This is a genomic window from Rhodococcus ruber NBRC 15591, from assembly GCF_001894945.1.
In the GTDB taxonomy this organism is placed as follows: Bacteria; Actinomycetota; Actinomycetes; order Mycobacteriales; family Mycobacteriaceae; genus Rhodococcus; species Rhodococcus ruber.
Genome location: NZ_BCXE01000019.1, coordinates 78,512 through 97,971 on the forward strand (window position 1 = coordinate 78,512; position 19,460 = coordinate 97,971).

Consider the following 19,460-nt stretch of genomic DNA (forward strand, 5'->3'; position numbering starts at 1 on the left):
GCGACACCGCGATTGCCGCCCCGACGATCCCCCGCGCTAGCCGATCTCGTAGAACGGAGGGGCGTAGCGGAAGACGCCGCGCAGCTGCGGCCGGTGCGCGGTGAGGGCGCGGGCCTGCAGGTGCGACGCCCATTCGGGCACGTCGGGATCGACACCGAGCTCGGCGGCCGGGACGAACCCGAAACGCGGGTAGTAGTCCAGGTGCCCGAGCAGCACGACGAGCGGTTCGTCGAGGGCATCCGCCGCGCCGAGCACCGCGTGCATCAGGGCGCCCCCGACGCCGGCGCGCTGCCACGCCGGCAGCACCCCGATCGGCCCGAGCGCCAGCGCCGGCTCGCCGTCGACCGTGCCGCGGGTGACGCACACGTGCCCGACGACCGAGCCCTCGGCTCCGGTTGTGCCCGAGTCCTCGGCTCCGGTTGCGACGAGCGAGAGCCGGGGCAACCACGCCGGGCCGGCACGCAGCGCCTCGACGAGGCCGGGCTCGACCGGCTCCACGCCGGCGGGAGCGAGCGGCGCGAATGCGGCGCGGTGCACGTCGCCGATCGCAGGGACATCGGCGGGACGTTCTCGTCGGATGAACACCAGAGCAGTGTGGACACCGGCGCCGGGCCGGGCAACGGAATATCGCTGTGGAAAGCTGACGGGCATGCCGGAGACCACCCTCACCCGTGCCCGGGTCGCCGCGATGGTCGACCACACCCTGCTCAAACCCGAGGCGTCGGGCGCCGACGTGCGCGCGCTCGTCGACGAGGCCCGCGAACTCGGGGTCTGGTCGGTCTGCGTGTCGCCGTCGATGCTGCCGCTGCGGGCGGACGGACTCGTCGTCGCCACCGTGGCGGGCTTCCCGTCGGGCAAGCACCATTCGCTGATCAAGGGCGCCGAGGCCCGGCTCGCCGTGGATCAGGGCGCCGCCGAGATCGACATGGTGATCGACATCGGCGCGGCCGTCGCGGGGGACTACAACGCGGTGCTCGCCGACATCCTCACCGTCCGGGAGGCGATCGGGTTCGAGCCCGTGCTGAAGGTGATCCTCGAGTCGGCGGCCCTGTCGGACGAGGCGATCGTCGAGGCGTGCCGGTGCGCCGAGCGGGCGGGCGCGAACTTCGTCAAGACGTCCACCGGGTTCCATCCCGCCGGGGGCGCGTCCGTGCACGCGGTGCGGCTGATGGCCGAGACCGTGGGCGGCCGGCTCGGCGTCAAGGCCAGCGGCGGCATCCGCACGGCCGAGGCGGCGCTGGCCATGATCGAGGCCGGTGCCACCCGGCTCGGCCTGTCCGGCACCCGCGCGGTGCTCGACGGCCTGCCCGAGTGAGCGGGCCGCGGCCTCAGCAGTCGAGCTGGTTCTGCGACTGCTGGCCGGCCGGCGGCTCGGGCATCGTGTAGGCGCCGCCCTCGAGCGTCACCGCGATGCCGGAGTCGGTGACCGACACGGACGTCGCCTGCATGTCCAGCGGGTACTGCTGCAGGCTCTCGGTGAGGATCTGCACAATGCCGTCGACCAGCGCTGTCGGCAACCCGATGCCGAACAGCGACGCGTCCACCGTCTCGATCGCGATCGTCCCGTTCCGGGCCTCCGGGCGCACGGTCAGTTCCGCCAGCCCGGCGCCGCCCACGGTGAAGCGGAGGGTGCCGGCGGCCGCGTCCGGGGTGACGTCGGTGATCAGCGAGCCGAGGGGCAGCGTCTGCACCGTCGCGAGAATGCCCGACGACGGCCACACGACCTCCGCGCTCGAGCTGCCGATGGTGCCGGCCCCGGCGGCGCTCTCCCGCAGGTCCACGTCGCGGACCACGGCGTGCACCTGCATCTCCTGAGCGGGGCCGAACGCCGTGTCGTCGCTGTCGAGCGTGACGGACGAGACCTGCTTGTCCACGAGCGAGAGCAGCACCGGTTTCCACCCGAGATCCACGTCGACGTTCGTGCCGAGTTCGCTCTCGAACGACTGCGCGAGGCAGTTGGTGGCACGGTTGCGGACGTACACCTCGGCGCCGACGAGCACCGCGACCAGCGCGACGGCGAGGACGATGCCGATGGTGGCGAAGGGGACACGCTTCCGGTTCGTCATGGTTCCGGATTCTCCCGAAGAACTCTGAGGAAGGTCTGTGAAGATGCGCCGCCGGGACCGGAAAGTGTGAGGTGTACCACAGTTGTTCGGTACTGTGGCGGCATGACGGGCTGGACGGAACCTGAACACGACGCCTCCGGCCGGGTGGATCCGGACGAGGCCCTGCGACACACCGCGCTCGCCCAGGCGGGCTTCTTCACCACGCGGCAGGCCGTGGCCCACGGCATCGCCACGATCGACTTCGTCGGCCGGATCGCGGCCGGGCACTGGGTCCGGATCCAGACGGATCTGTTCCGGCTCGGTGACAGCCCGCACACGAAGTTCGACGAATTCGCGCAGTGGTGCGCCTGGTACGAGGGCGCCGCGGTGGTCTCCCACCAGAGCGCGGCGGACCTGCACGGCATGGGCCACCTGCAACCCCGCTTCCTGCACCTGTCGACGGCCGACCAGCGGACGGTGCCGAGCAACCGGCTCGCCCTGCACCACCGGCAGCTGCGCGAGCAGGACTGCGAGCAGGTGGGGTGCTTCCGCATCACGACCCCCGCGCGGACCGCCGTCGACCTGGCGGCGGGCGGAGTCTCCCAGGAGGTGCTCGACGAGCTCGTCGGCGACGCCATCGCCATCGGACGGGTCACCTCGGCGCAGCTGCACGCCGCGGTCGTCGATCAGCCCGCGGCCGTCGCCGACCGCATCGAGCTCGCGCTGCTCGCGGCCGGCTGAGTCTGCGCGGGGGCGACGAAGTCCCACGGCACGGTCAGCACACAGTCCCGCAGGCGACGGCGTTGCGGCGCCGCCGGCACCCCCTGGGCGCGCAACAGGTCCAGGGTCGCGCGCCAGCGCACGCGCGGCCCGAACGCCGCGTGCGGGGCCGCCGCCGCCCAGGCCCGATCCGCCACCTGCAGCAGCTCGTGGATCCGTTCCCCCGGCACATTGCGGTGGATCAGCGCCTTCGGCAGCCGCTCGGCCAGGTCCGACGGTGTGGCCGAATGGAACGGGCTCCACGCGAGGGTGAGCGTGCGCGGGCCGTGCTCGTCGAGCAGCACCCATGCGCACCGCCGGCCCAGTTCGTCGCACGTGCCGTCGAGCAGCAGCCCGCCCGGTGCGAGCCCGGCCCGCAGCCGAGCCCACGCCGGCGCCACCGCCTCCTCCGGGTACTGACGCAACACGTTGAATGCGCGGATCAGCACCGGCCGGAGCCCGGCCAGCTCGAAGCCCCCGCGGGCGAACTCCACGCCGTCGCGGCCCGGCACCACCCGCTCGGGATCGATCTCGAGACCCACCACCCGCAGCCGGCGGCGCACCGTGCGCAGCCGCGCGGCCAGTTCGAGGGTGGTCACCGGCATCGCGCCGTAACCGAGGTCGACGACGAGCGCATCGTCCCGCGAGTGCAGGACGCGGGCGACGTCGGGATGGTGCATCAGCCACCGGTCGCTGCGGCGCAGGCGATTGATGCCCGTGGTGCCGCGGGTGACGACACCTTCCGGGCGCGGTACGCGCACGGGGGGGAACTACCCGAACCGGCGCGCGAGCCAGTCGGCGGTGATCTCCGCCTCGGTGCGGAACAGGTCGACGAGGTTGACGAGCATGAGCTGCTCGAGTTTGCCGCCGATGAACGGCAGGAAGACCTTGGCCTCCGACGTGGTGCGCAGGGTGCTGCCCCCGTCCGAGGCGAACAGTTCCATCGTGCCGGTGAGGCTGCCGGGCCCGGCGGGGATCGAGGCCTGGTAGCTGCCGGTGATCGTGTCGCCGAGGGGGGTGTAGGTCTCCTTGCGGGTGATGACCATGTCCTTCTTCATCACCGTCCGGGCGATCTCGGGCAGTTCCGTGCGGGGCAGGACGTGGTGCAGGACCAGGTCGATACCGTCGTCCGACACCTCGAACTCGGCGAGATGGTTCTCGGAGTACTTGCGCATCTCCACGATGCGCGCCTCCCAGTGCGTGCGGTCCGAGAGCGCCTCGTACACCTGCTCCGGGCTGTACGGATAGCGGGCGGAGTAGTCGATTCGCCGTGCCATGACAGCCGAGGTTACCGGTTCGTTACCGAACCACGGAAATCGTCACGGCTCCGCAACGGCACGTCGGTGCGGTTCGGACAGCCGTCAGTGCGGTTCGGACAGCCACTGCGCTGTGAACGTGCGCTCGACGTCGAACAGTTCGACGATCTGCTCGACGATGATGCCCTCGATCTTGCCGCCGAGGAAGGGGATCCGCACCTCGGCGGTGCCGTCGATCTCCACGATGGTGCCCGAGCCGTCCGGGGCCATCGTGGACGTGCCGTCCACCTTGCCGGGCAGCCCGTCCACGTGCGCGGAGAAGCTGCCCGTCGCGCGGTCCCCGCTCAGCGGCTGCCACGACTCGTGCCGATGGATGACCAGGTCGCCGGGATGGAAGTTGGTGACGAAGCTCGGCAGGTGCTCGGCCGGGATGGACTGCGTCATGTGCAGGTCGATCGTCCCGTCGCCGATGCGCACGTCCTCGAGGGTCGCGCCCGGGCCGCCGATCTCCGCCAGCCGGGTCCGCCAGTAGTTCTCGTCGACGAGCGCCGCGTGCACCGTGGCGACGGGGAACGCGTAGTGCGAGTAATGGTCGATGCGGCTGCCCATGGTCGGCACGCTACCGTTTGCGGGTGTCTGATCCGCGTATTGGGGCCCAACTCGTCGAGGCGGGCGCCGCTGTGTCCGAGCACGTGCCGCTGTCGACGCTGACCACGCTGCGGCTGGGCGGTCCGGCGCGGTGGCTCGCCGAGTGCACCACCACCGACACCCTCGTCGACGTCGTCCGCCTGCTCGACGCGGCCCGCGTCCCCACCCTGGTCCTGGCGGGTGGCTCCAATCTCGTGATCGGCGACGCCGGATTCGACGGCGTGGTGGTGCGCATCGCGACCACCGGGATCGAACCGGGGGAGGACACCGTCCGCGCCGAGGCGGGCGCGGTGTGGGACGACGTCGTCGCCCTCACCGTGAAGTCCGGTCTCGGGGGACTCGAGTGCCTGTCGGGGATCCCCGGCTCCACCGGCGCGACCCCGGTGCAGAATGTCGGCGCCTACGGGGTGGAGGTCGGATCGGTCCTGCGCGCCGTACGGCTGCTCGACCGCACCAGCGGCGACGTCCGGTGGGTCGGCCCCGGGGAACTCGGGCTCGGCTACCGCACCAGCGTCCTCAAACATTCCGACGAAGCGCTGGTGCTCGAGGTGGACCTCGCCGTGCGGCCGGACGGGGCGAGCGCACCGCTCGGCTACCGGGAACTGGCGTCGGCGCTGCACGCCGAGGAGGGGGAGCGGCGCCCGGCGGCGGAGGTGCGTGAGCAGGTGCTGACGTTGCGCCGCGGCAAGGGCATGGTGCTCGATCCGGGCGACCTCGACACCTGGAGCGCCGGATCGTTCTTCACCAACCCGGTGCTCTCCGACGACGAGCTGTCCCGGGTGCTCGCGGTCGTCGAGGAACGCGTCGGGCCCGACGTGCGGATCCCGCGATTCCCCGCGGACGGTGGCACCAAGCTCTCCGCGGGATGGCTGATCGAGCGAGCCGGGTTCGGCAAGGGCTTCCCCGGGGCCGACGCACCGGTGCGGCTGTCCACCAAGCACACCCTCGCACTCACCAACCGGGGAGCCGCGACCACCGCCGATCTGGTGGCCCTCGCCCGGGAGGTGCGCGACGGCGTGCAGGACGCGTTCGGGGTGCGGCTCGAGCCGGAGCCGGTGACCGTGGGCTGCTTCATCTGAGAGCCGGTCTGCCAGACCTGCCGCCGCGCTGCGACGCGACAGCGCGGCGGGCGTACCCTCGTCGGAGTGCTCCACCTGGGTGAACGAAGTCGTCGGTTGTTGTGGTTCGGGCTGCTCGCACTCGTCGCGGTGCTTGCGGCGTGCTCGTCGGGTCCCGGCGGGAGCGCGGTACCCGCCGGCACCGGGCCCGTCGTGTCGATCGTCACCGACCCCGCCGACGGCGCCACCGACGTGAACCCCACCGCCCCGGTCCGTGTTTCGGTCACCGACGGCGAGCTCACCGACGTCGCCCTCACGAACGTCGGAACGAGCGCCGTCGTGCGTGGCGCCCTCGCCGCCGACCGCCGCAGCTACACCGTCGCCGAACCGCTCGGCTACGGCGCGACCTACCGCTGGTCCGGCACGGCCGTCGGCTCCGACGACGAGACCGTGGCCGTCGAGGGCAGCTTCGACACCGTCGACCCCGACCGGGTCGTCTCCGCGAACCTGAACATCGCCGACGCACAGCCGGTCGGAATCGCCGCCCCGATCATCGTCCAGTTCGACGGCCCGATCACCGACAAGGCCGCCGTCGAGAAGGCCATGGTGGTCGGCACCGACCCGCCGACCGTCGGCAGCTGGGCGTGGCTGCCCGACGACAACGGCGGTGCCCGCGCGCACTGGCGCCCGCAGCAGTACTGGACGCCGGGCACCGCGGTACACCTCGACGCGCGGCTCTACGGCCTCGACTACGGCGACGGCGCCTACGGGGCGGAGGACCTCACCCTCGACTTCACCGTCGGCCGGAGCCAGGTCGTCGTGGCCGACGCCACGTCGCACCGCATGCAGGTCGTGCGCGACGGGGTGACGATCATGGACATCCCGGTGAGCTACGGGCAGGGCAACCAAGCCCGCAACGTCACCCGCAGCGGCGTCCACGTGGTCACCGAGAAGCACGAGGACTTCCTGATGTCCAACCCGCCGTACTACGAGAACGTGCGGGAACGCTGGGCGGTGCGGATCTCCAACAACGGCGAGTTCATCCACGCCAACCCCGCGACCCTCGGCCAGCAGGGCGCGACCAACGTCACCAACGGCTGCATCAACCTCTCGCTCGGGGACGCCCAGGAGTACTTCGCGACGGCGATGTACGGCGACCCGGTCGAGGTGTCCGGAACGTCGATCGAGCTGTCCGCCGCGGACGGCGACCTGTACGACTGGGCGATCGACTGGCCCACCTGGCAGTCGATGTCCGCGCTGTAGAAACCCGCCGGAACCGGGGCGGCACCGAGCGGCAACGGGTGCAGGCTGCGGCGCTGTCGGGGGGACCGCGCGTCGTCGGTGGCCACCGAGTATCCGCTGAATTCTCACGTGCTGGAAAAGCTCTTCGGTGCCGAGGTGCAGAAGCTCCCGACGCGGGCAATCAGGGACCCGGTCGTGCTTGTGGGATCGCGACCGATCGCATCCGAAACGCCGGCGACGGGACGGCGTGAGGGTGATCATGTAGGCGGAGGTAACCATGGAACCGAAGGTCCCGGGTTCGCGCGGCGGTTCGCTGCCGAGCACCCCAGAGGCACCGGACGACCATGGAGTTCGGCTCGAGACCGGGCAGGGTGCCGCGGCGGTCCGGAATGCCGCCGGCACCGACGCTGGTGGGCCGCCCGAGGCCGGGGAACGCCGGAAGCTGCTGTACGTCACCTTTCCGGGGTGCTGGGGTGCACTCGTTTTCGCGTGTCTGTCGTTCACGCCGTCGCTCGCTCCCGCGCGGCGGGCTCCTGCAGGGCATGATCTGCGGGATCACTGCCGCGATCGGATACGGGCCGGGCGTGCTCGCAGCCTTCGTGTGGCGCGCGTTCGCCGACCGCCCGGCCCTGGAGCCGATTCGGAGCTATGCCGGGCTCACCTCGGCCGAGGACTCCGAGAGCCGGGCGGCCGTGGCAGTCGAGGGCCTGACCCGGGTCGGGGTTTCCAGCGCGGCGATTCGGTCGTGGTGACGACGACCGGGAGCGGCTGGGTGGACCCGGCCCTGGTGGACACGCACCCGCCCCCGCAAGCCCGACGCGGGCGACCGGGCGTTCGACCACGTCCACGGATGCGAGGAGGGTGGGTCTGCCGTGACCGAAGAATCGACCGCCGCCGGTTCCGCGGGGGCAGCGCGCCCGCAACGACTGCTGGCCATCCTGCTGGCGATGGCGATGTTCGTGCTGGTCGTCGACACGTCACTGATGAACGTCTCGATCTCGTCGGTGGTCCGGGATCTCGAGACGACCGTGAGCGGCGTCCAGGCGGCGATCGCGCTCGAGGCGCTGGTGTCGGCGGCGTTCATCCTGATAGGTAGCAAGGTCGGCGATCTGATCGGACGCAAACGTGCCTACGTGCTGGGTCTGCTCGGCTACGCCGTAGGTGCGGCGGCGATGGCACTCGCGCAGAGCCTGACGGCGGTCATCGTCTTCTGGGCACTTCTGGGTGGAATCGGCGCATCACTCCTCCTGCCCGCGATGCAGTCCCTCATACACGGCAACTTCGAAGGAGACGATCAGAAGAAGGTCTACGCCCTCGTCGGGGCGGCGGCCGCGATCGCCGCGGCCGTCGGACCGCTGCTCGGAGGTTTCATCACCACCTACCTTTCCTGGCGCCTCGCGTTCGTGCTCGAGGTCGTCATCATTGCGATCGTGCTGTCCGGCATCAGACTCGTCCGAGATGTGCCGTACACAGGACCTCGGGGCGTCGACACAGTCGGTGCCGTGCTCTCGGTGTTGGGCATGGGCGGCATCGTGCTGGGAATCCTGGTGTGGCAGGAGGGCGGCGAGGCAGTCGCCGCGCTCCTGGTGAGCGGTGCGGCGGCCCTGGCCGGACTGGCGTACTGGCTCGGGCGGCGCAAGCGGCGAGGCGAACCCAGCCTGCTGGACCCGGATCTGTTCACGTCCAAGATCTTCAGACTGGGGATCTCCCAGCAGATGCTCCAGCAGATAGCGCTGGGTGGCACCATGATTGCGCTGCCGATCTACCTGCAGATGGTGCTCGAATACAATGCGATGCAGGCGGGTTTGTCCCTCGCACCCCTCTCCCTCAGCATGTTCGCAGTGGCGCTGCTCGCGGGGAAGAAGGCGGGCGATCGGCGCCCCAGCAGCATCATCCGGTGGGGATTCGTTCTGCTCACGATCGGGATCGTGGCGCTGATCCCGATCGTGCCCCGGGCAGAGTTCGGTTGGGCCCTGGTGGTCCCCCTCATGATCGCGGGGTCGGGTCTGGGGCTGTTGGTGTCGCAACTCAACAACTACACGCTGGCTCCGATCTCGCAGGAGCGTGTCAGCGAGGCAGCAGGTGTGAACTCGGCGGCCGGATCGTTCGGGTTGTCGTTCGGGTTGGCGTTCGCCGGTGCCATCATGCTGGCAACGCTGTCCATCACGTTCACCGCGATGGCGGAATCGAGCACCGTCCTTCCCCCAGCCGAGCAGCAACAGGTGGCACAGGTGCTCGAGGACGACGCCGAGGTCATGAGCAACACCCAGCTCACGGAGTTGCTCGCCGATCAGCCCCCGGACGTTCAGGACGAGATCATCCGCATCAACACGGACGCGCGGCCTCTCGCCCTGCAGGTGGCGCTGCTCGTTCCGCTCCTGGCCGGTCTCCTCGGGCTGTTCAACTCGTTCCGAATGAATCGGCTACCGGACACCCCGTCCACGGTCTCCGACCGGACGGAACCGCACTGACGGACGGGAATGTCACGGCTCGGGTGGACCTTCGACCCGAGATCGTCCGTCCCCCTGCCGTGGACGGACGATCATCATGCCCGAGCCGCATGCCGTGGAGTTCCGCGCGACGTCGTTGCGTGGCAGGAATGACTGCAGTACTCCGGCACGCGCACGCCACTCGTCTCGTCGGTGCACCGCGACTCGGTGGACTGCGGTTCAGGGGATCGGGACTCAGTGGCGGTGGAACCTCGACGGGCTGGCCTGGTCGCGCGGCTGCACGATGATCTGGTCCAGATTCACGTGCGACGGGCGCGACGCGACGAACCCGACGATCTCCGCGATGTCCTCGGCCACCAGCGGCGTGATGCCCTCGTACACCTTGGCGGCGCGCTCGGCGTCGCCCTCGAACCGCACGAGGGAGAACTCGGTCTCCACCGCGCCCGGCGCGATCTCGGTCAGACGCACCGGCTTGCCGAGCAGCTCACCGCGCAGCGTCCGGTGCAGCACCGCCTGGGCGTGCTTGGCGGAGGTGTAGCCCGCGCCGTTGTCGTAGGCGTGGAACGCCGCCACCGAGGTGATCGTGACGATCAGGCCGTCGCCGGAGTCGACGAGCTTGGGCAGCAGGGCCTTCGTCATCCGCAGTGTGCCGAGGACGTTGGTCTCCCACATCCAGCGCCAGTCGTCGAGGTCGGCCTCGGCGACCGGGGCCATGCCCTTGGCGCCGCCCGCGTTGTTGACCAGGACGTCCACCCGGGGGAGCACCGTCGTGAAGGCGGTCACCGAGTCCTCGTCCGTGACGTCCAGCTCGAGGGCCGTGCCCCCGATCTCGTCCGCGAGCTTCTCGATCCGGTCGACGCGGCGAGCGCCGACGACGACGTGGAAGCCCTGGGCTGCGAGGGTGCGGGCGGTGGCCTCGCCGATGCCGGAGGAGGCACCGGTGACGACGGCGACGGGGGAATCGGGAGAAATCGTCATGCGAGCGATCCTAGGGTGCCCCGGGTGCGGTCGCGCGGGGGTCCGCGCGACCGCGGCACCCGCTACGACGCGAGCGGCCGGGGCGTCTCGATGATCGAGTAGGCGCCCGCGTCGCCGGCGACGGACCGGCTCGTCTCGCCGTGGACGCTCACCGGGACGTCGCCGGCGAGGGTGATGCGGTGCAGCCGACGATGCCGGCCGTCGTAGTCGGCGACGGCATAGTGCTGGGTGGCCCGGTTGTCCCAGATCGCCACGTCGCCGGCGGCCCAGTGCCAGCGGGTGGTGTACTCGAGCCGCGTCTGGTGGTCCTGCAGCAGCCGGAACAGCGCCTGCGACTGCCGGCCGCTCAACCCGACGAAGCCCTCGACGAAGTGGCCGAGCAGCAGCGACCGCTCCCCGGTCTCGGGGTGCACCCGCACCACGGGATGCTCGGTCGCGAAGTATTCGGACCGGAACTCGGCGCGGTACTCGGCGACCCGCTCGTCGGCGCCGTCGCGGAGGTGCTCGGCGCTCTCGGCGGCGTAGTCGTACACGTTGGTGTGGGTGGCCCACAGGTTCTCGGCCAGTGTCTTCAGCGGTCCGGGCAGGCCCTCGTAGGCCGCCACGCCGGAGGCCCACGTGGTCGAACCACCGTAGGGGGGCAGTTCCACCGCGCGCAGGATCGACGCCTTCGGGATGCGGTCGACGAACGAGACGTCGGTGTGCCAGCTGTTCGCTGTGCCGTAGTCGGAGTCGATGGGCAGCACGTGCGCCCCGCGCGACGTCACCGTCGGGTGCGCGGTGGTCGGTGTGCCGAGCAACTCGGCGAACGCGTACTGCGACGCGTCGTCGAGGTGGTGTTGGTCCCGGAAGAAGATCACCTTGTGCTCGGCCAGCGCGCGACGGATCGCTTCGACGGTGCGCCCGTCGAGGTCGCCGCCGAGCCGGACTCCGTCGATGCGGGCACCGACGTGCCCGCCCAGGCGGACCACGGTCACGTCGCGAGCGGGTGCGGTGCGGGTATCGAAATCGACAGACATGAAGGACCTTTCGTGGATCGGATATCGGTACCGTCGACCTCATCACCGGTGGTGTTCCGGCGTAAGGGTTTTCGTCACCCTGATCGGGATGGTTGCCTGCGCGTCGCCGGGCGGAGTGGACACGGCGGCGCGCGGCGGCTAGGTTGCGGGTATGTCAGCTCGCCGTCTCCGTGCTCCGCGGGTCACCTATGTGACCGCCGCGCTGGGCTCGCGGCTGCCGCTGGCGCGCGACCTGTGTTGTCGCTGACACCGCACCTCGCGCCCCGCTTCGTCGCCCGCCGTCACCCGGCGGATCGCCACGGTCGAGCGGATCGGCGCCTCCCCGTCACGCCCCGGGTCCTCGAACCCGTCCCCGAGGAAGAGCCGCAGTGTCTGCAGCAACCACATCGAATGTCTTGTACCCCAATGCCGTCCGTCCGAAGACCGGTGCCCGGTCCCGCGGCGCCGCCGCCCGCGTGCAGCCGACGGCGCGCGTGCAGATCGTGCCGCCCGAACTGAAGATCGCCGACGGCACCGCCGCGGCCGTGTTCCGGACCGCCGCGGCGCGCGGGCCGATCTGCCGCGACCAGGCGGCAGCGGCGACGGGCGCGAGCATCGCCACCGTCAACCGACAGGTCTCCGCGATGCTCGCCGCGGGACTGCTGCGGGAGCGGCCGGATCTGATCGAGTCCGGCGCCGTGGGCCGGCCCCGGGTGCCGTTCGAGACCGACCACGAGCGCTACCTGACCGTCGGGATCCACGTCGGGGCGGCCGTCACCGGCATCGTCGCGAGCGATCTGCGCGGGCGCGTGATCGGCGGGGTGGAGATCCCCACTCCGCGCGGCGGCCAGGAGGCGGCGCTCGGGACGATCACCGGCAGTGCGAAGGCCTTCGCGGCGCGCTGGCATCGGCGCATGCCGCTGTGGGCGGGCGTCGCGCTCGGTGGGCGCGTCGACTCGGCCACCGGAACCGTGGACCACCCGCGGCTCGGCTGGGCGGATGCGCCCGTCGGCGCCGTGGTGAGCCGGGGTCTGGGCCTGCCGGTTTCCGTCGCCGCGCACGTCGAGGCGATGGCCGCGTCGGAGCTGCTGCTCACCCCCGACCGCGACACCGCCGACGTCGAGGGCGTCACCCTGTACTTCTATGCCCGTGAAACCGTGGGTATCGCAATCGCATTCGACGGCCGGGTGCACACGCCGCGCGGTGGCCCGGGTTCGGTCTCGCACCTGCCCACCGGATCGTCCGTGCCGTGCGCCTGCGGTGCCCGCGGCTGCCTCGAGGCCACCGTCGCCGACCGGGCGGTGCTGGCCCGGGCCCGCGCCGCCGGGTTGCTCGACGCGCGTGCCACGTCCGTCGCCGCACTGTACGCGCTGGCCCGCAACGGCTCTCGCGAGGCGCACGAGATCCTCGCGGAGCGCGCGCAGGTGCTGGGGCGGTCCGTCGCGATGCTCCGCGACCTGTTCAATCCGGACCGGGTGATCCTCGGCGGCCAGGCGTTCACCGCGTACCCGGCGGCGGCACCGCACGTCGCGCGCGCGCTCGGGTCGACGTCGGGCGCCGACGTCCGCGTCACCGGATTCGGCGACCGGGTACAGGCGCACGCCGCGAGCGTGGTGTCCCTGAGTTCGCTGTACTCCGATCCGCTCGGAGCGATGCGCCGGGCGCTGGGCTGATACGCGCACGAAATATCCATCCGAGCATACGATTTCATTCGCGTGTGGCCGGAAAGTGCGCGGATCCGGGGCCGCCGGTCATCGGCTGCGCAGTGGCGGGGCGTCCGTGGCGTCCGCCGGCGCAGCGCGACGGTCCAGTTCGGCCCGTGCGCGCGCCAGACCGCCGTGTTCGAGTGCCGCGAGGGGGGACTCGTCCGCCCACACCGGGGTGCCGCGGTCTCGGACGGTCACGCTCAACGAGCCCGCCAGGTGCTCGAGGGAGCCGGGCACGTTGCGGCGTTCGAGCGGCAGCGGGACCGGCAGCACGTGCGCGTCGCCCAGCGGGGCGGTCCCCTCGATCTCGACGGTCCACCGCGGCCCGCGCCCGAACAGCGACCACCGCTCGTCGGTGACGTGGGCTCGCACCGGCGAGACCACCGGGTTGCCGAGTCGGATCACGGGCCCGTCCGGCAGGGCGACCACCACGGCCGTCACCTCGGTCCGCAGGGGACCGGCGTGGACCTGCCCACCGGCGAAGGCGACGCACGCGGCGGAGTTCGCGAAGCCGTGCGCCTGGCCCCACCACCACGACTCCGGGAAACCGCCCCTGCCCCAGTTCTTCTCCGCGTACACCTGCGCGCCGTCGAGGTTCCACGTCTCGCCGCCGAGCACGGCCTCGCCCTCGGCCCGCCCGTCGAGCAGCCACGGGTGCCAGTACTGGTTGAGGGCGGGAACCGCGTGGAAGACGCTGGAGCCGCCGAATCGGCGACGCGGCCACGGCCGGGGCGCCGTCACTCGCACGTCGAGGCGTGCGTCGTCGCCGAGGTCCACGCGCAGCCGGTCGGGTTCCCCGCGGAACGCCGTGCCCGCCGAGGCGCCGAGCCGCAGGGGGTCGGCGAATCCGTCCGGATGCGCCGTCGTCCGCAGGAACCCGCCCGGGTGCGCCGCCAGGCCGAGCGTCGCCCACGACCCGTCGCCGGCGCGGTTGACGCCGCACAGCGCGATCACCACCCGTTCGGTTCCGGGTTGGGTGAATCGCCAGAAGTACCCCTCCATCGCGACGTCGTGGGCCGTCAGGGGGTCGCCGAAGGGCAGGTCGGCGCCGGTGGCGCGGTAGCGCGAGTACAGCGACACGGCGCTCAGATCCCGGCCCGGGCCGCGGCCGCGATGTCGTCGAGGTCCCGCTGCAGCGCCGTGCGCGTCGCCCGCAGGCCCAGCGGAGCGAGGAGCGCCGTCAGTACCCGCCGGATCCGGCCGGGACGTCCGTCGTCCGCGGAGAACCGCACGGTCAGCATCGTGCCGGCCCGATCCGGGGCCACGTCGAATTCGGTGCGGTAGCGCACCCCGCCGGATTCGGCCTCGACGACCGTGTGCCGCCCCGGCTCCACGGCCGTCACCGTCATCTCCTCGGTTGCCGCCCTGCCGAACATCGTGCGTGTCTCGCGCCAGCGGGTGCCGACCTCGTAGCCGACGCCCGCGAGCCGTTCGACACTGTCCACCCCGCTCAGGACCTGCGGGGCCGAGTCGACGGAGGTGAGCACCCGCCACACCCGGTCGGGTGGGGCGTCGACGGAACGGCTCAGCTCGATGTGGTGGCCCATTCGTGCTCCTTCGGTCGGATCGGTCACAGGGGCAGGGCGTGCTCGCGCAGCGCCGGTTCCGCGCCGCGCCGGCGGAACCACTCGAGCCCGAACGCGCTCGCGAGCTGTTCCGGCGTCATCGCCAGCATCGGCCCGAAGTCACCGACCTGCGAGGCGTGCGCGAGCATCGCCGCCCGTTTCGCGGGGATCGTCGCGGACACGTCGATCGTGGTGGTGATCTCGGCCTCCGGCAGGCCGAACGTGTCCAGGTCCGGTGGCGCCGCGTCCGGGCTCACCTCCGGGGCGGCGGCGAGCAGGCGACGGATGTGGTCCCGGTTCATGGCCGCCTCGTACACCGACGGATGTGCCGTCAGCTCCTGGGCCCGGGCACCGACGCGGTGCACCTGCACGTGGTCGGGGTGCCCGTACCCGCCGTTGGGGTCGTAGATGGTGACGACGTCGGCGCTCTCCTCCTCGAGCACGGCCGCGAACCGGGCCGCGGCCGCCTCCACATCGACGTTGCAGAACGCCGCCGGGTCCGAGTTCCGCGGCGTCCCCGCCATGCCCGAATCGGCGTAGCCGAGCGGCACCAGGCGGGCGACCCCGAGCGTCTCGGCCGACGCCTCGAGTTCGGCGCGGCGGCGCTGGGCCAGGGACTCGCCGGGACCGAGCAGGCCGTCGGGAACCTCGCCCGCGGCACCGTCCGTGGCCACGACCAGCACCACCCGATGCCCCGCGTCCGCGGCCAGGCGCATCACCCCGCCGGTGGTGAACACCTCGTCGTCGGGATGGGCATGGAAACACACCAGCACGCTCACGTACTGCATGCTGGCACGAATGCGCTCCTACCGTGCACTGTTCACCGCGCCGGGCGCCGCCGGGTTCTGCCTGGCGGGGTTCGTCGCGCGGCTGCCGATCGCGATGGTCGGCATCGGCATCGTGACGATGTTCTCGCAGCTGCGCGGCGACTACGGCCTCGGCGGCGCCCTGGCCGCGGTGTTCGCGCTGTCCTACGCCGCGCTCACCCCGCTGGTCTCGCGGGCCGCCGACCGGCACGGACAGTTCCGCGTCCTGCCGGTCGCCGCCGGGATCAGCGCGGCCGCGACCGCCGCGATGCTGGCGGGGGTGCGGTGGGAGGCCCCCGAGGCGCTGCTGTTCGCGTGCGCGATCCCGGCGGGACTGATGCCCACGATCGGTGCCATGGTCCGGGCCCGGTGGACCGAGCTGCTCCGCGGCACCGATCGGTTGCGGACCGCGTTCGCGCTCGAGGCGGTGATCGACGAACTGTGCTTCATCGTCGGGCCGGTGCTGTCGGTGGGGCTGAGCGTCGCCGCGTTCCCCGAGGCGGGCGCGTTGCTCGGGGCGGTGCTGCTGGTGATCGGCACCGTCGCCCTCGCCGTGCAGCGCGGCACCGAACCGCCCGCGCGCCCGGTCGCCCGGGGTGCGCCCGGGGTGAGCGTGCTGCGGATCCCGGTGTTGCTCGTGCTGGTGGTCGCGATGACGGCGATGGGCACGATCTTCGGTGTCGTCGACGTGGTCGGGGTCGCGTTCACCGCCGAGCAGGGCGTGCCCGGCGCCGCGACCGTGGTGCTGGCGATGTTCGCGACGGGATCCGCGCTCGGCGGCCTCGTCTTCGGTGCGGTGCGGCTGCGGGCGCCGCTGACGCGGCAGCTACTCGGGGCGACGACGGCCGTCGCGGTGCTGCTGTGGCCGCTGCTGCTCGCCGGCACCGTGCCGGCCCTCGCCGTGCTCTACCTCGCGGCCGGGGTGGCCGTCGCCCCCACCATGATCGTCGCGACCTCCCTGACCGAGCGGATCGTGCCGCCGGGCCGGCTCACGGAGGGCATCACCTGGACGGTCACGGGACTCGGGGTCGGGGTCGCGGTCGGCTCCGCCGTCGTCGGTCAGGTCATCGACCGGTCCGGGCCGAGTGCGGGCATCGCGGTCGCCGTCGTGGCCGCGCTCGTCGGGTGCGCGTGTGCCGTGGGAGTGGCCCGGCTCGCCCGGCTAGGGTGACCCGCATGACAATCCGTGAGGTCGAGAGTTCCGACGGCACCCCCATCGTCTACCGCGTCACCGGCGATCCCGCCCACCGCCGGCTGGTCCTGCTGCACGGATGGGCCCAGTCGTCGCGGTGCTGGGGCGAGTCCGTGCTCGACGAGCTGGCCCGCACCCACCGGGTGATCGCCGTCGACCTCCGCGGACACGGGTACTCGGGCGCCCCGGAGACCGGATACGACGAGTCGAAACTGTGGGCCGGGGACGTGCAGGCCGTGCTCGGCGCCGAGGACGCCCACGACGCGGTGCTGCTCGGCTGGTCCTACGGCGGCCTGGTGATCTGCGACTACCTCGCGACGCACGGCACCGACCGCGTCGCCGGGATCGTGCTGGTCGGCGCGATCACCAGCATCGGGCGCGGTGAGAAGGGCGGCAAGGTCGGGTCGGCCATGCGCGCCGCCGTCCCCGACGCGATGTCCGAGGATGCGGCGACGGCGATCCGCGCACTCGGTGCCTTCGGCACCGCCCTCACCGGGACCGGGGCGGACACGGGCGTCGCGGCGCAGGCGCTGTTCGGCACCAGCCTGTGCACCCCGCCCCGCGTGCGGGCGGCGATGTTCGCCCGGACGGTGAGCAACGACGAGCTGCTGCGCAGTCTCGACATCCCGGTGCTCGTCCTGCACGGCACCGCCGACTCGGTCGTCGACGTCTCGGCCGCCGAGCACGCGGCGGCACTGCTGCCGAACGCGACGACGTCGTACTGGGAGGGCACCGACCACGGCCCGTTCGTCGAGGACCCGCAGCGGTTCGCCGCGGAGGTCACGCGCTTCGCGGGATCGCTGTAGCGTCCACCGACCCGATCGCCTGCGTCCCGGCGAGCAGGAGCGTCTCCTCCGGTGTGAGCGGGTGGAACTTGACCCCGCGCACGTCGCGATAGCACTGTTCGAGCGGGCTCGACCGGTAGAAGCCGCGGCCCCCGGCGACGTCGAGCGCCAGGTCGCACACCTCGATCGCGGTCCGCGCGATCTCGGCCTTGGCGGTCATCACCGCGGCGACCGTGCTCATCGACGGCACCGGATCGTCGCCGACGGTGTCGAGGGCACCGTCGAGGGCCCACGACGCGACCTGCAGGCGGGTGGCCGCCACCCCGAGCTGGCGGCGCACCGTCGGGTCGTTCGCCCGCGGGGTTCCGGCGACGAGTGCGGTCGCGTGCGCGTGCGCGGTCTCGGCGACGCCGAGATAGACGGCCGCGACCACGGGCATGGCGACGCTGAGCACCAGCTGGAACGGCGGGTCGATCACCCCGTAGGGGCGGCGGGCGACCACGGCCGCGTCCGGGACGAACACGTCGGTCAGCTCGACGTCGTGGCTGCCGGTGCCGCGCATGCCCAGTGAGTCCCAGTTGTCGTGGACTCGTACCCCGTCGGTGTTCATCGGGATCATCATGTTGAGCACGATGCGGCCCTCGTCGGGGTCGTCGAACGGGAACATGGTGGCGAGCACGTCGCCGACGGGGGCCTGGCTGCAGAACACCTTGCGGCCGTCGACGCGGTAGCCGCCGGGCACCTTCCGGGCGGACCCGCGGGGGTGGGTCTGGTCGGCGCCGCCGGTGGAGACGAGCACGAGCGCCTCCTCGGCGACGCGGCGCAGCATCCGGTCCGCGCCGGGCGCGCCGTGCCGGTACCGCCACGCGGCGGCGAGCACGACGTGGTGGTGCATGGCCGAGGCGAGCGCGGTCGCCGCGCAGTGGTGTGCCAGGGTGCGCTGCACGGTGGCGACATCGCGCACGGTCGCGCCGCCGCCGCCGAGTTCGCGGGGGACGGCGAGGGCGAGACGGCCCTCCGAGCGCAGGATCTCGTAGGCCTCGGCGACGAACGTGCCGTCGCGGTCGTGGGCGCGGGCGTAGGGGGCGATCCGCCGGCCGAGTTCGTCGGCGCCGGCGACGAGTTCCTCGCGGGGCCGGGATCGGGGGTACTGGGTGATGTCTACGGTGGTCATGTCTCGACGGTAGGAGCACGGATCGATACCGCCCAGTGCACGTTCTGGACCTACTCTGGAGGTGTGCGCGAGTACGGGCAGTACTGTCCGGTCTCGATCGGCAGCGAGGTGCTCGCCGACCGGTGGACCCCGCTGATCCTGCGCGAAATGGTCTACGGAAGTACCCGCTTCAACGAGATCGAACGCGGTCTGCCCGGCATCTCGCGCACCCTCCTCGCCACCCGGCTGCGGCACCTCGAGCGCAAGGGCGTGCTGGAGCGGGTCCCGCAGGCGCGGGGCTGCGAGTACCACCTCACCCCGGCCGGCCGCGAACTCGCCCCGATCCTCGTCGCGATCGGGGAGTGGGCGGTGAAGTGGTTGTTCTCCGAGCCCCTGCCCGCCGAGGTCGACCCCGTGACACTGACCTGGTGGATGCACCGGCGGGTGGACCGGGAGCGGGTGCCGCCGCAGCGGGTGGTGATCGAGTTCGACTACACCGGTCCCGCCCCGATCCGGTTGTGGATCGTCCTGGACCGCGGCGAGCCGTCGGTGTGCCGGAAGCATCCGGGCTTCGACGTCGACGTGTACGTGACCGCGGAACCGGTGGCCCTGATGCGCGTGTTCGCCGGCACGCGGACGCTGACCGAGGCGCTCGACGACGGCAGCGTGCGACTGCACGGGCCGGCCGCGCTGGTGCGCGGGTTCGGCGTCTGGTTCCTGTGGAGCCCGTTCCACGCCGCGGTGCGCCGCGCAGTCACGGGTTCCGAGACGGGCGAGCGGTCCTGACCGGCCGGGTGCGACGTCGCGCAGACGAGCCCG

21 protein-coding genes are annotated in these 19,460 nt (G+C 72.0%); 10 read left to right on the forward strand and 11 right to left on the reverse strand.

Annotated features, from left to right (window positions below; all coding sequences use genetic code 11):
- Positions 1–36: 36 nt before the first annotated feature.
- Positions 37–585 carry a GNAT family N-acetyltransferase gene (locus RR3_RS11950; RefSeq protein WP_010592124.1) on the reverse strand — a complete coding sequence of 183 codons (549 nt, stop codon included), beginning with the start codon at positions 583–585 and terminating at the stop codon, positions 37–39.
- 64 nt (positions 586–649) lie between these two features.
- Here RR3_RS11950 and deoC point away from each other — a divergent pair, with 64 nt between their 5' ends.
- Complete coding sequence (gene deoC / locus RR3_RS11955; RefSeq protein WP_010592123.1) at positions 650–1,315, forward strand: deoxyribose-phosphate aldolase; 666 nt, start codon at positions 650–652, stop codon at positions 1,313–1,315.
- 13 nt (positions 1,316–1,328) lie between these two features.
- Here deoC and RR3_RS11960 read toward each other — a convergent pair whose 3' ends face one another.
- On the reverse strand, positions 1,329–2,066 hold the full coding sequence (locus RR3_RS11960; protein WP_010592122.1) for an LmeA family phospholipid-binding protein: 738 nt from the start codon (positions 2,064–2,066) through the stop codon (positions 1,329–1,331).
- A 102-nt stretch (positions 2,067–2,168) separates the two neighbouring features.
- On the opposite strand from RR3_RS11960, the gene RR3_RS11965 reads away from it, so the two are divergent.
- Complete coding sequence (locus RR3_RS11965) at positions 2,169–2,786, forward strand: type IV toxin-antitoxin system AbiEi family antitoxin domain-containing protein (RefSeq protein WP_010592121.1); 618 nt, start codon at positions 2,169–2,171, stop codon at positions 2,784–2,786.
- Here RR3_RS11965 and RR3_RS11970 read toward each other — a convergent pair.
- The 3 genes from RR3_RS11970 to RR3_RS11980 form a co-directional block, all read right to left on the reverse strand.
- The gene (locus RR3_RS11970; protein WP_064065787.1) at positions 2,732–3,565 is read right to left on the reverse strand and encodes a hypothetical protein; all 834 of its coding nucleotides are present in this window, start codon (positions 3,563–3,565) and stop codon (positions 2,732–2,734) included. The two genes, RR3_RS11965 and RR3_RS11970, sit on opposite strands and share 55 nt — an antisense overlap.
- A gap of 9 nt (positions 3,566–3,574) precedes the next feature.
- Complete coding sequence (locus RR3_RS11975; RefSeq protein ID WP_064065786.1) at positions 3,575–4,081, reverse strand: DUF2505 domain-containing protein; 507 nt, start codon at positions 4,079–4,081, stop codon at positions 3,575–3,577.
- Positions 4,082–4,165: 84 nt separating this feature from the next.
- Entirely contained in the window at positions 4,166–4,669 is a 504-nt protein-coding gene (locus RR3_RS11980) for a DUF2505 domain-containing protein (protein WP_010592119.1), read from the reverse strand.
- A 71-nt stretch (positions 4,670–4,740) separates the two neighbouring features.
- Here RR3_RS11980 and RR3_RS11985 point away from each other — a divergent pair, with 71 nt between their 5' ends.
- The 4 genes from RR3_RS11985 (at position 4,741) to RR3_RS12000 (ending at position 9,479) form a co-directional block, all read left to right on the forward strand.
- The gene (locus tag RR3_RS11985; protein WP_064065785.1) at positions 4,741–5,787 is read left to right on the forward strand and encodes a UDP-N-acetylmuramate dehydrogenase; all 1,047 of its coding nucleotides are present in this window, start codon (positions 4,741–4,743) and stop codon (positions 5,785–5,787) included.
- 66 nt (positions 5,788–5,853) lie between these two features.
- On the forward strand, positions 5,854–7,029 hold the full coding sequence (locus tag RR3_RS11990; protein ID WP_043804083.1) for a L,D-transpeptidase: 1,176 nt from the start codon (positions 5,854–5,856) through the stop codon (positions 7,027–7,029).
- Between the two features lie 521 nt (positions 7,030–7,550).
- Positions 7,551–7,760: a hypothetical protein gene (locus tag RR3_RS25155; protein ID WP_010592116.1), complete on the forward strand. Its 210-nt coding sequence runs from the start codon at positions 7,551–7,553 to the stop codon at positions 7,758–7,760.
- 120 nt (positions 7,761–7,880) lie between these two features.
- Positions 7,881–9,479 carry an MFS transporter gene (locus RR3_RS12000; RefSeq protein WP_010592115.1) on the forward strand — a complete coding sequence of 533 codons (1,599 nt, stop codon included), beginning with the start codon at positions 7,881–7,883 and terminating at the stop codon, positions 9,477–9,479.
- 213 nt (positions 9,480–9,692) lie between these two features.
- On the opposite strand, the gene RR3_RS12005 is transcribed toward RR3_RS12000, so the two are convergent.
- Positions 9,693–10,436 carry an SDR family NAD(P)-dependent oxidoreductase gene (locus RR3_RS12005; RefSeq protein ID WP_010592114.1) on the reverse strand — a complete coding sequence of 248 codons (744 nt, stop codon included), beginning with the start codon at positions 10,434–10,436 and terminating at the stop codon, positions 9,693–9,695.
- A gap of 62 nt (positions 10,437–10,498) precedes the next feature.
- Positions 10,499–11,455 (reverse strand): TauD/TfdA dioxygenase family protein, encoded by a 957-nt coding sequence (locus RR3_RS12010; protein WP_040270874.1) that lies wholly within the window; start codon positions 11,453–11,455, stop codon positions 10,499–10,501.
- 395 nt (positions 11,456–11,850) lie between these two features.
- Here RR3_RS12010 and RR3_RS12020 point away from each other — a divergent pair, with 395 nt between their 5' ends.
- Positions 11,851–13,107, forward strand: a complete 1,257-nt coding sequence (locus RR3_RS12020) for an ROK family protein (RefSeq protein WP_064065784.1) — start codon at positions 11,851–11,853, stop codon at positions 13,105–13,107.
- Positions 13,108–13,185: 78 nt separating this feature from the next.
- On the opposite strand, the gene RR3_RS12025 is transcribed toward RR3_RS12020, so the two are convergent.
- From RR3_RS12025 to RR3_RS12035, 3 genes are read right to left on the reverse strand one after another with little or no spacing between them, the layout of a single operon-like run.
- On the reverse strand, positions 13,186–14,220 hold the full coding sequence (locus RR3_RS12025) for a tocopherol cyclase family protein (RefSeq protein ID WP_064065783.1): 1,035 nt from the start codon (positions 14,218–14,220) through the stop codon (positions 13,186–13,188).
- Positions 14,221–14,225: 5 nt separating this feature from the next.
- On the reverse strand, positions 14,226–14,687 hold the full coding sequence (locus RR3_RS12030) for an SRPBCC family protein (protein ID WP_010592109.1): 462 nt from the start codon (positions 14,685–14,687) through the stop codon (positions 14,226–14,228).
- 23 nt (positions 14,688–14,710) lie between these two features.
- A complete protein-coding gene (locus tag RR3_RS12035; RefSeq protein WP_010592108.1) occupies positions 14,711–15,493 on the reverse strand; it encodes a PIG-L family deacetylase in 783 nt (260 codons plus the stop codon).
- On the opposite strand from RR3_RS12035, the gene RR3_RS12040 reads away from it, so the two are divergent.
- Both RR3_RS12040 and RR3_RS12045 read left to right on the forward strand, forming a co-directional pair.
- Complete coding sequence (locus RR3_RS12040) at positions 15,492–16,682, forward strand: MFS transporter (RefSeq protein ID WP_040270889.1); 1,191 nt, start codon at positions 15,492–15,494, stop codon at positions 16,680–16,682. The genes RR3_RS12035 and RR3_RS12040 overlap by 2 nt on opposite strands.
- 5 nt (positions 16,683–16,687) lie before the next feature.
- Complete coding sequence (locus tag RR3_RS12045; RefSeq protein WP_029539844.1) at positions 16,688–17,509, forward strand: alpha/beta fold hydrolase; 822 nt, start codon at positions 16,688–16,690, stop codon at positions 17,507–17,509.
- Here the strand turns inward: RR3_RS12045 and RR3_RS12050 are convergent.
- Complete coding sequence (locus RR3_RS12050) at positions 17,484–18,662, reverse strand: acyl-CoA dehydrogenase family protein (RefSeq protein ID WP_064065782.1); 1,179 nt, start codon at positions 18,660–18,662, stop codon at positions 17,484–17,486. The two genes, RR3_RS12045 and RR3_RS12050, sit on opposite strands and share 26 nt — an antisense overlap.
- A 63-nt stretch (positions 18,663–18,725) precedes the next feature.
- Between RR3_RS12050 and RR3_RS12055 the strand changes: the two genes are divergently transcribed.
- Positions 18,726–19,427: a winged helix-turn-helix transcriptional regulator gene (locus tag RR3_RS12055; RefSeq protein WP_064065781.1), complete on the forward strand. Its 702-nt coding sequence runs from the start codon at positions 18,726–18,728 to the stop codon at positions 19,425–19,427.
- Positions 19,428–19,460 lie beyond the last annotated feature (33 nt).

Excerpts from the sequence above, each read along its gene's own strand:
- deoC (WP_010592123.1), top strand. The coding sequence starts at position 650 with ATGCCGGAGACCACCCTCACCCGTGCCCGGGTCGCCGCGATGGTCGAC.
- RR3_RS11960 (WP_010592122.1), bottom strand. The coding sequence starts at position 2,066 with ATGACGAACCGGAAGCGTGTCCCCTTCGCCACCATCGGCATCGTCCTC.
- RR3_RS11965 (WP_010592121.1), top strand. The coding sequence starts at position 2,169 with ATGACGGGCTGGACGGAACCTGAACACGACGCCTCCGGCCGGGTGGAT.
- RR3_RS11975 (WP_064065786.1), bottom strand. The coding sequence starts at position 4,081 with ATGGCACGGCGAATCGACTACTCCGCCCGCTATCCGTACAGCCCGGAG.
- RR3_RS11980 (WP_010592119.1), bottom strand. The coding sequence starts at position 4,669 with ATGGGCAGCCGCATCGACCATTACTCGCACTACGCGTTCCCCGTCGCC.
- RR3_RS25155 (WP_010592116.1), top strand. The coding sequence starts at position 7,551 with ATGATCTGCGGGATCACTGCCGCGATCGGATACGGGCCGGGCGTGCTC.
- RR3_RS12005 (WP_010592114.1), bottom strand. The coding sequence starts at position 10,436 with ATGACGATTTCTCCCGATTCCCCCGTCGCCGTCGTCACCGGTGCCTCC.
- RR3_RS12010 (WP_040270874.1), bottom strand. The coding sequence starts at position 11,455 with ATGTCTGTCGATTTCGATACCCGCACCGCACCCGCTCGCGACGTGACC.
- RR3_RS12030 (WP_010592109.1), bottom strand. The coding sequence starts at position 14,687 with ATGGGCCACCACATCGAGCTGAGCCGTTCCGTCGACGCCCCACCCGAC.
- RR3_RS12040 (WP_040270889.1), top strand. The coding sequence starts at position 15,492 with ATGCTGGCACGAATGCGCTCCTACCGTGCACTGTTCACCGCGCCGGGC.
- RR3_RS12035 (WP_010592108.1), bottom strand. The coding sequence starts at position 15,493 with ATGCAGTACGTGAGCGTGCTGGTGTGTTTCCATGCCCATCCCGACGAC.
- RR3_RS12045 (WP_029539844.1), top strand. The coding sequence starts at position 16,688 with ATGACAATCCGTGAGGTCGAGAGTTCCGACGGCACCCCCATCGTCTAC.
- RR3_RS12050 (WP_064065782.1), bottom strand. The coding sequence starts at position 18,662 with ATGACCACCGTAGACATCACCCAGTACCCCCGATCCCGGCCCCGCGAG.